Consider the following 9,644-nt stretch of genomic DNA (forward strand, 5'->3'; position numbering starts at 1 on the left):
CTGCGCAAGTGGCGATTAACTCCGCGAAAACTGCTCAGTCAACGCCTGTTGGTAAAGCTGAATATAACTTTGCACCGAGCTTTGCCAGCTAAAGTTCTGCTGCATACCGCGTAATTGCACCGCCCGATAGGCTGGCTGTTGCAGATAAAGTTGCTCGGCTTGCTGTAACGCCGACAATAAAGCGGCGATACTGACATCACTAAAACCAATGCCCGTTGCGGCCTGGTCTGGCCATGGGACAACGGTATCTTGCAACCCCCCGGTTAACCGCACCAAAGGCACAGCGCCATATTTCAGACTGTACAGCTGATTTAAGCCACAGGGTTCGAATAACGACGGCATTAAAAAGAAGTCACCGGCCGCTTCAGTCTGGTGTGCCAGGGTCTCATCAAAGCCCTCAAAAAAACGGAACTGCGCCGGAAAATCTTCCTGTAATTGGTAAAGTTGCCGGCAATAATGTTGCTCGCCACTGCCAACAATAAACACCTGCACCTTACTTAGCGCCAAAAACTGGCGCAGTGCCGGGATCAGATAGTCATAGCCTTTCTGACCGGTGATCCGGCTTACCGCCACCATTAACGGCACGTCCGCCGCCGGTAAATGAAACCGGGCTTTTAGCTGTTGTTTACAGGCTGCTTTGCCACTTAGATCGGTGCTATCGAAATTTTTAATCAAGGTTAAATCGGTGGCCGGATCCCACTGCTGATAATCGCAGCCATTCAGAATACCGACAAAATCAGCTTGCCGTTGTTGATATAAGCGGGCCAAACCATTGGCCGCTGGCTCCGATAACAACTCGTCACGATAGCCCTGGCTGACGGTATTCACTTTGGCCGCATAGCGAATGCCCTGCTCCAGCATATTCAGAAAGTGATCCTGCTGCTGCGCCAGTTCCAGCTTACCAAACCACTCTGCGCCGGCCGTTAACTGATAGGCGCCATTATGGATAGTAAACACAAAGGGGACCCTGCCAAGTACCGGGTCCTGCGCATAATGCTGTTTTAAATAGGCCGCTGTCACTGCGGTTTGCCAGTCATGGCCATGGATCAGATCGACATCCGGTAAATACAGCCGGCACCATTCCAGCGCCGCTTTGCAGAAAAAACCAAAGCGCAGCGGATTGTCGGCATAACCCTGATCACCATCATCATAGGGCCGCTCACGATGAAAAAAATCATGATGCTCCAGTAAGCGGATATCCACCCCCCCCTGACTGGTTTGCGCCAACTGCCGTACCGCGCAGCCCAGTGGCCGGCCGCCTAAATGAAAATAAACCGAGTGCCACTCCCCGGTTGGCCGGCTGTACAGATTGGTATATTGCGGCAATAAAACGGTGACCTGATGGCCAGCATCAACCAGCCCTTGCGCTATGCCGCGACAGGCATCTGCCAGCCCACCGGTTTTGATCAGCCCTTCATATTCACTACATAACAACAGAACTCGCACCAGGCAGATCCTTTTTTTAGCGGGCAGCCTTAGCTGCCACTGTCATCATCAAAACCCACTTTGGCCCCTTTCGGGATCACCACCACACCACCTGGCGAGATATGAAACCGCTTGCGATCCGCTTCAATATCCTCACCAATCACAGTGCCGGGTGCTATCTTAACATCTTTGTCGATGATGGCACGGCGAATACGGCAGCCACGGCCGATATCGTTATTGCCCATCAGTACGCATTTTTCGATATAGCTATGGCTATGTACATGCACGTTGTAACCCAGTATCGACTGATAAACGATAGAGCCGCTGACAATACAACCCGCTGCGACCATTGAGCTAATCGCCTGCCCGGTACGGTTCGCCTGATCATGCACAAATTTCGCCGGCGGCATCGGTGGCGTATAGCTACGCAGTGGCCAGTAACGGTTGTATACATCAAACGGCGGATCAATAGAAATCAGATCCATATTGGCTTCATAATAAGAGTCCAGCGTACCAACATCACGCCAGTAACCGGAACTGCTCTCCGATTCACCACGGATTTTGTTGGTCGAGAAATCATAGACAAAGACTTCACCGCCCGGCACCAGGCCCGGAATAATATTATGGCCAAAATCATGTTTGGAGTCTGGATTAGCGGCATCGTCGTTTAACACCTTAACCAGACATTTGGCTTCAAAAATATAGTTACCCATCGAGGCCAACACCATATCGGGCCGGCCGGGGATGGTTTTCGGATCCTGTTTCGGTTTTTCCTGAAAACCGATCATCCGGCCGTCGGCATCGACTTCAATAATGCCAAACTCATGCGCCTGCGACACCGGTACCGGAATGGCAGCCACCGTCAACTTAGCCTGCTTTTTGCGATGAAAGTCCAGCATTTGCCGCACATCCATCTTATAAATATGGTCGCCACCAAAAACACAGATATGCTCCGGATCCAAGCCTTCAATTAAATGCAGGTTTTGATAGATGGCATCAGCCGTGCCCAAATACCAGTGCTTACCGGTTTGCATCTGGGCTGGGATAGGATCAATAAAACGGTTGGTAATGCCGCCGACCCGCCAGGCGCGGCTTAGGTGTTTCATTAGAGAGTGCGATTTAAACTGCGTAATCACAAAAATTTGCAGCAAGTCTGAGTTCACAAAGTTGTTTAAGACAAAGTCAATGATCCGGTAGTTACCACCGAACGGCACCGCTGGTTTCGCCCGCACGCCGGTTAAAGGCGCCAAACGGGTACCTTCACCACCCGCCAGAATCATCGTTAATACACCTGACATAGTTTCTCCCCTTTAGCACTGTGCCTGGCACAGTGGTTCCATATAATGAAATTGATACTGTGTTATCCCCGGGGTTGGTCTTGGTTGTGCGGGGTTCAGGCGATTGCTGCAGGCTTTTCACTGCACTGCTTGGCCTTCACCTGCTATGCAATAGCAATACCAATATCTGACTACTGCTTGGCGGCTTTGCATTTTATTAGTGTTAATGAAACTACTAATAAAGATAGCAGCTAATACTGCGTAAAAATAGGGCAAGTAAAGGACAAAAAGATGACAAAGAGATGACCGGTCGCACTTTTTTGGTGCAACCGGTCGATCAAAGGTCGGGAACCCGGCCAGAGCCAGGCAAAAACGACTAGATTTGTGCCGCCAGCTCCGCGCCCTGACGAATGGCGCGCTTGGCATCAAGCTCGGCAGCAACATCCGCACCGCCTATTAAATGCACTTTCTGCCCCCGCTCAATTAAACCTTGTTGCAGCGCCCGCAGCGGCTCCTGACCGGCACAGATCACCACATTATCCACCGCCAGGCAGCGCTCTTCGTTATTAATGCTGATCCAAAGCCCGGCATCATCTACTTTCAGATAATTTACGCCGGCCAGCATTTCCACGCCTTTTTTCTGCAACGAGGCCCGGTGTGCCCAGCCCGAGGTTTTACCCAGGCCAGAGCCAACCTTGGTATTCTTGCGCTGCAACAAATAGATCTTGCGCTTGGCAGGCTCAGCCGGCTCGGCTTTTAGCAAGGCACCACGCGCCTGATAGGCCTTATCAACGCCCCAGTCTTTTAACCAGGCATCCGGTTGCAACGTCAGTGAATGCTCTTCGGTCAGATATTCCGATACATCAAAGCCAATGCCACCGGCGCCAATAATAGCCACATGCTTACCCACGGCTTTATGGTCGCGCAGCACATCCAGATAACTCAGTACTTTCGGATGGTCCTGCCCCGGCAAACCAATATCACGCGGCACTATCCCGGTGGCCAGAATAATCTCATCAAAGCCACCAGCGCTTAACGACTCCACGCTTTGCTCGGCATTTAAATGCAGCTTAATGGCATGCAGCTCTAGCATCCGGCCGTAATAACGCAGGGTTTCATGGAACTCTTCTTTGCCCGGAATTTGTTTGGCGTAGTTAAACTGGCCGCCGATTTGGTGCGATTTATCAAATAAGTGCACCTCATGGCCACGCTGCGCAGCATAAACACTAAAGGCCAGGCCAGCCGGGCCGGCACCCACTACCGCCAGCTTTTTACGGGTTGTAGCCGGGGTAAAATTCAGCTCAGTCTCGTAACAGGCGCGCGGATTTACTAAACAACTGGCACGCTTTTGCTGGAAGATATGATCCAGGCAGGCCTGATTACAGGCAATACAGGTATTAATCAGATCAGCCTCATCAGCAGCCGCTTTATTCACAAAGTCGGCGTCAGCCAGGAAAGGTCGCGCCATACACACCAGATCGGCCTGGCCGTTAGCCAGAATATCTTCCGCTACCTGTGGATCGTTAATGCGGTTAGTGGCAATCACCGGCACGGACAGCTCTTTGCGCACCCGTTCCGTGATCCAGCTAAAGGCAGCCCGCGGTACCCGGGTGGTAATGGTCGGGATCCGTGCCTCATGCCAGCCAATGCCGGTATTAATCATCGTCGCCCCTGCCTTGGCAACGCCCTTACCCAAAGCGACGACTTCATCAAAGGTATTACCGTCTTCTACCAAATCGAGCATAGACAGCCGGTAAATAATAATAAAGTCCTTACCACAGGCTTCACGCACCGCCCGCACCGTTTCCAGCGCAAAACGGCTGCGGTTATCAAAGCTTCCGCCCCATTCATCGGTACGCTGGTTAGTGCGCTGACAAATAAACTGATTAATCAGGTAGCCTTCCGAGCCCATAATTTCCACACCATCGTAACCGGCTTTTTTCGCCAGTTTGGCGGCATTGGCAAAGTCTTTAATGGTGGCACGCACCTGACGGCCAGACAGCTCTGATGGCTTAAACGGGGTAATGGGTGATTTAATTTTGCTGGGGGCGACGTTAAACGGATGATAACCATAGCGACCAGCATGTAACAGTTGCAGGCAGATCTTGGCGCCGTGCTGATGTACAGCTTCAGTGACCTGCTTATGCTTGCCAACCTGCCACCAGAAGCTCAACTGACAGCCAAAAGGTACCAGATTGCCGCGAAAATTCGGGCTGATACCGCCGGTAATAATTAACCCGACACCGCCTTTCGCGCGTTCAGCATAAAAGGCCGCCAGTTTACTAAAACCATTTTTCTCTTCTTCCAGGCCGGTATGCATCGACCCCATAATCACTCTGTTGCGTAATGTTGTGAAACCGAGATCGAGCGGTTGTAATAATTGTTGATAAGCCACATAAACCTCTCTGGTCGTACCTGTCATAAATGCCAGACTCTAGCGAGTTTGGCGCCGTTTCGCAAGCGATATACATTTTCTTACAAATTCGGTTTCGACTTTGCAGCAAAAGCAGTTAGCATACTTAATGCAAAAAATCGTTCGAGACACAGGAATATCTCATGGCAGAAAAAAAGAAAGGCATCATCCGGCGCTTCTTTGGCGCGATCTGGGCCGTCTATAAGGGCTTTCGCTCCACCGTGCTTAATATCATCTTTATTTTATTTGTGATCTTAATTGGCAGCGCCATCTTCGGTGGCGGCGACAAAGTCAAAGTGGCGAAAACCTCTGCCCTTTACCTGAATCTGAGAGGCGATCTGGTTGAAGAAAAACGCTTTGTTGATCCTATCGCCGCCATTATGAATCAGAGCCTGGGTGGCCAGGAAGAAACGCCGGAGATCCTGGTTAGCGATCTGGTTGCGGTAATTAATCATGCCGCTAAAGATAACCGCATTCAGGCCATGGTGCTGGATTTATCCGGCTTAGGTCGTGCTTCACTGGACAAGATGCTGGCCGTTGGCAGCGCGATTGAGAATTTCAAGCAAGGCGGTAAAAAAGTATTCGCCTACGGCGCCTTCTTTGCCCAAAACCAGTATTTTCTGGCCAGCTATGCTGATCAAATCAGCCTGGAGCCAATGGGTGCTGTGATCCTGGAAGGTTACGGCAGCTATCCGATGTTCTACAAGAGCGCACTGGAAAAACTGAAGGTCAGCACCCATGTGTTCCGCGTGGGTACCTATAAATCTGCGGTAGAGCCCTACACCCGCGATGATATGTCTGCTGAAGCCAAAGAAGCCAATATCGCCTGGTTAAATGCGCTGTGGCAGGAATATAAAGAACAGGTTGCCGGCCGTCGTGGCTTTGCACTGGATAACTTTGACGAAACCTTTGCCGGTCTGTATGCCAAGGTGGCTGCCGCCGAGGGCGATTTAAGCAAGTACGCGCTGGAAAACAAGCTGGTTGATAGTATCCAAACCCGCGAAGAGTTCCGTCGCAGCTTAATTGCCGTTGTCGGTAAGAACGACAAAAATACCTACAACCATGTGACCTTCGATGATTACAGCAAGCTGGTGTTACCGGCCAAGCAGTTTGATAATCCGATGACCGAAAAAGTCGCCGTTGTCGTGGCCCGCGGTATGATTATCGATGGTACCGCTAAAGCCGGCACCATCGGTGGTGACTCTACTGCGGCGCTGTTACGTCGTGCCCGTCATGACGATAAAGTAAAAGCCGTAGTACTGCGCATTGACAGCGGCGGCGGCAGCGCCTTCGCGTCAGAAGTGATTGGTCAGGAAATTACCCTGCTGCGTGAAGCTGGCAAACCAGTTATAGCATCTATGGGCGCAGTTGCTGCCTCAGGTGGTTACTGGATTGCCGCCCCAGCCAATGAAATTTGGGCTGCCCCGACTACGATCACCGGCTCTATTGGTATCTTCGGTTTAATGCACACGCTGGAAAATGCGATGCAAACTCTGGGCTTAAACGTGGATGGCGTAGGTACCACTGAGCTGGCAGGCCTATCGGCCGGTGTTCCGCTGTTTAAAGGGTTAAATGACCCAATGAAAGATTTAATGCAGCTGCTGATCGAGCGCGGTTATACCGAATTCCTGACCATGGTGGGTAAAAACCGCAATATGAGCGTGGAAGCGGTAGATAAGGTTGCCCAAGGCCGCGTCTGGACCGGCCGGATGGCGCAGGAGTTTGGCCTGGTGGATAAACTGGGTACCTTCGACGATGCTATTGCCCGTGCTGCGGAAATGGCTGGCCTGGATAACTACGATGTCAAAGTGATCCAACAGGAGTTAAGCCCGGCAGAGCAATTCTTTGTTGATATGTTTGGTGCTGCCCAGGCCAAAGGTTGGGTACCGAGCTTCGGCCAGTCGATGCAAAACCGTGCCCTGCGTCAGTTAAGCCAGCAGGTACAACAGGACTTCCTGTTAATGAACCAGTTTAATGACCCTAATGGTATCTACTCCTACTGCCTGAGCTGCCAGATCCACTGACAGCCCCGCCAATAACGATTACAATGCCCGGCAATGACCGGGCATTTTTTTAAGGTTCACATGCAGAGAAAACGTATCTATGTCGCTTATACCGGCGGTACCATCGGTATGCAGCAATCCACCCGTGGCTTTATTCCGGTTCCGGGCTTTTTAACCGACACGGTAAAACGGATGCCGGAGTTTTACCGGCCGGAAATGCCGGAGTTTGACATTCATGAGTATCACCCGGTGATTGACTCGTCCGATATGACGCCCGCCCACTGGCTGGCGATCGCCAAGGATATCCAGTCGAACTACCAACAGTATGATGGCTTTGTGGTACTGCATGGCACCGATACCATGGCTTATACCGCCTCAGCGCTGTCTTTTATGCTGGAAAATCTGCAAAAACCGGTAATTATTACCGGCTCACAAATTCCACTGGCGCAGTTACGTTCGGACGGCCAGGTTAATCTGCTAAATGCGCTTTACCTGGCAGCGAATTATCCGATTGCAGAAGTCGCCTTGTTCTTTAACAACCAGTTATTCCGCGGCAATCGCGCCACCAAAGCCGATGCTGATGGCTTTAATGCCTTTGCCTCACCTAACTTTCCACCGCTGCTGGAAGCCGGTATCCATATCAAATTACAGGCCGGTAAACTGAGTAACCCAAATCAGCCATTGCCACTGCAAGTCGCCGATATTACGCCACAACCGATCAGCGTCGTCACGCTTTATCCGGGCATTACTACTGATGTGATCAGTAATATGCTGGCCGCCCCGGTACGGGCGCTGATTATTAAATCTTTTGGGGTCGGTAATGCGCCACAGCGCCCGGAGTTATTACAGGTACTGGAAGATGCCACCGCACGCGGTCAGGTGTTAGTTAACTGCACTCAATGCTTTAAAGGTAAGGTGAATATGGATGGCTACGCCACCGGCAACGCCCTGCACCGCGTTGGCGTCATCAGCGGTTTTGATATGACGCTGGAAGCCAGCCTGACCAAGCTGCATTACCTGCTAAGCAAACCACTCAGCCCGGAGCAGATCCGCACTCAGATGCAGCAAGATCTGCGCGGTGAATTAACCCTGTAAGCGTAAAAACTGCCATAGCTTCCCCGCGCCATGACTCCGGTATGCTTGCCGTACCGGAGTCGGTTCTGCGATAGCAAACTAAGCAACTACCTTAACGCTACACCAAACCTCGACTCCGGTATGCTTGTCGTACCGGAGTCGGTCCTGCGATAGCAAACTACGCAGCTACCTTAACGCTACACCAAACCTCGACTCCGGTATGCTTGCCGTACCGGAGTCGGTCCTGCGATATCAAACTAAGCAACTACCTTAACGCTACACCAAACCTCGACTCCGGTATGCTTGCGTACCGGAGTCGATCCTGCGATAGCAAACTAAGCAACTATCTTAACGCTACACCAAACCTCGACTCCGGTATGCTCGTCGTACCGGAGTCGGTCCTGCGATATCAAACTAAGCAACTACCTTAACGCTACACCAGACCTCGACTCCGGTATGCTTGCCGTACCGGAGTCGGTCCTGCGATCTCAACCAACTCTCTCCCTGGACGCTTGCCAAAAACGCTCCGCGGTTTGTAACACCACATCCGCAGCCACATTCACTGATACCGGGATATTGACATCCAGCCCCATGCTAAAGCGTTGTAATACCGGCTTTTTTAACTGGCTACAAAATGCGCCGGGCTTAAGACCAATGCGCAGATGAGGCGGTAACCGGGGGTCGGTATAGAAAATATCCATCCGGGCGATTTCATGCCACGGAATAAGATCGATACCATGCATGGCCTTTATATTGCCGTAGCTTATCCCGAAACGGCTAAGCACTATTTCTTGCGGCCAGTTTTGGCAGTGTAATTTGCAAAGCCAAAGCCCTAATAGCAGGAAAACAGCAAGAGCCACGGTAACGGCCAGTCTTACCACTAATGGCTCTGCCCCCAACAGAAATAATTGAATAAACAGCAAAAAACCAAAGAAAATCAGCGCGATATGTTTGATGCTTATTCCCCGGCGATCAGGGCGAAATACGATTTCATCTTGCATCACAAGATCCTTAATATCAGGCTATTCAAAAGCAGCTTTCGGCGGTATCTACCGGTAACACAGCTATCTCAGTCTCAGAAGCTTTTCGTCCGGGCTAGTATTAATGATGATTATATACCTTTTTAGCGTAAAGCTACCCCGCTCTTCGACTCCGGTATGCTTGCGTACCGGAGTCGGTTCTGCGCTGGCAAACTACGCAGCTATCTTAATGCTACACCAAACCTCGACTCCGGTATGCTTGTCGTACCGGAGTCGGTCCTGCGCTAGTGGGTTAGAAACCTTGGGCGTGATATGTAATCAAGCCTGTGGCGAAGAAATGCTGATTTGTCCCAGAGGCAGACATTCATAGTGTTGCATCATTTTTATCATTAGCACATCTATCTGACATGTCGTTGAAGAGCAAAGGAGAATAAATACCTTCGTTCATCTGTTCGGCGACAATTAGGATGAC

The 9,644-nt window shown here is 51.1% G+C and carries 6 protein-coding genes; 2 read left to right on the forward strand and 4 right to left on the reverse strand.

What is annotated here, in order from left to right:
- Window positions 1–15: 15 nt before the first annotated feature.
- The 3 genes from A9165_RS02345 to A9165_RS02355 all read right to left on the reverse strand — a co-directional run bounded on the left by A9165_RS02345 (window position 16) and on the right by A9165_RS02355 (window position 5,124).
- Window positions 16–1,446: a glycogen synthase gene (locus A9165_RS02345; RefSeq protein ID WP_065954778.1), complete on the reverse strand. Its 1,431-nt coding sequence runs from the start codon at window positions 1,444–1,446 to the stop codon at window positions 16–18.
- Between the two features lie 29 nt (window positions 1,447–1,475).
- Window positions 1,476–2,723: a glucose-1-phosphate adenylyltransferase gene (gene glgC, locus A9165_RS02350; RefSeq protein WP_065954779.1), complete on the reverse strand. Its 1,248-nt coding sequence runs from the start codon at window positions 2,721–2,723 to the stop codon at window positions 1,476–1,478.
- A 355-nt stretch (window positions 2,724–3,078) separates the two neighbouring features.
- Window positions 3,079–5,124, reverse strand: coding sequence for an NADPH-dependent 2,4-dienoyl-CoA reductase (locus A9165_RS02355; RefSeq protein WP_304440041.1), 2,046 nt, complete (start codon window positions 5,122–5,124; stop codon window positions 3,079–3,081).
- A gap of 134 nt (window positions 5,125–5,258) precedes the next feature.
- On the opposite strand from A9165_RS02355, the gene sppA reads away from it, so the two are divergent.
- Entirely contained in the window at window positions 5,259–7,139 is a 1,881-nt protein-coding gene (sppA, locus tag A9165_RS02360; RefSeq protein ID WP_008608446.1) for a signal peptide peptidase SppA, read from the forward strand.
- 60 nt (window positions 7,140–7,199) lie between these two features.
- Window positions 7,200–8,213, forward strand: a complete 1,014-nt coding sequence (ansA, locus tag A9165_RS02365; protein WP_065954780.1) for an asparaginase — start codon at window positions 7,200–7,202, stop codon at window positions 8,211–8,213.
- 467 nt (window positions 8,214–8,680) lie between these two features.
- Here ansA and A9165_RS02370 read toward each other — a convergent pair whose 3' ends face one another.
- On the reverse strand, window positions 8,681–9,193 hold the full coding sequence (locus tag A9165_RS02370) for a hypothetical protein (protein ID WP_008608444.1): 513 nt from the start codon (window positions 9,191–9,193) through the stop codon (window positions 8,681–8,683).
- Window positions 9,194–9,644: the final 451 nt, after the last annotated feature.

Origin of the sequence: Alishewanella sp. HH-ZS (assembly GCF_001704375.1) — a bacterium.
In the GTDB taxonomy this organism is placed as follows: Bacteria; Pseudomonadota; Gammaproteobacteria; order Enterobacterales; family Alteromonadaceae; genus Alishewanella; species Alishewanella aestuarii.

What these genes read in the sequence shown, in the direction of transcription:
- glgC (WP_065954779.1), bottom strand. Translation starts at nt 2,723, where the DNA reads ATGTCAGGTGTATTAACGATGATTCTGGCGGGTGGTGAAGGTACCCGT.
- A9165_RS02355 (WP_304440041.1), bottom strand. Translation starts at nt 5,124, where the DNA reads ATGACAGGTACGACCAGAGAGGTTTATGTGGCTTATCAACAATTATTA.
- sppA (WP_008608446.1), top strand. Translation starts at nt 5,259, where the DNA reads ATGGCAGAAAAAAAGAAAGGCATCATCCGGCGCTTCTTTGGCGCGATC.
- ansA (WP_065954780.1), top strand. Translation starts at nt 7,200, where the DNA reads ATGCAGAGAAAACGTATCTATGTCGCTTATACCGGCGGTACCATCGGT.
- A9165_RS02370 (WP_008608444.1), bottom strand. Translation starts at nt 9,193, where the DNA reads ATGCAAGATGAAATCGTATTTCGCCCTGATCGCCGGGGAATAAGCATC.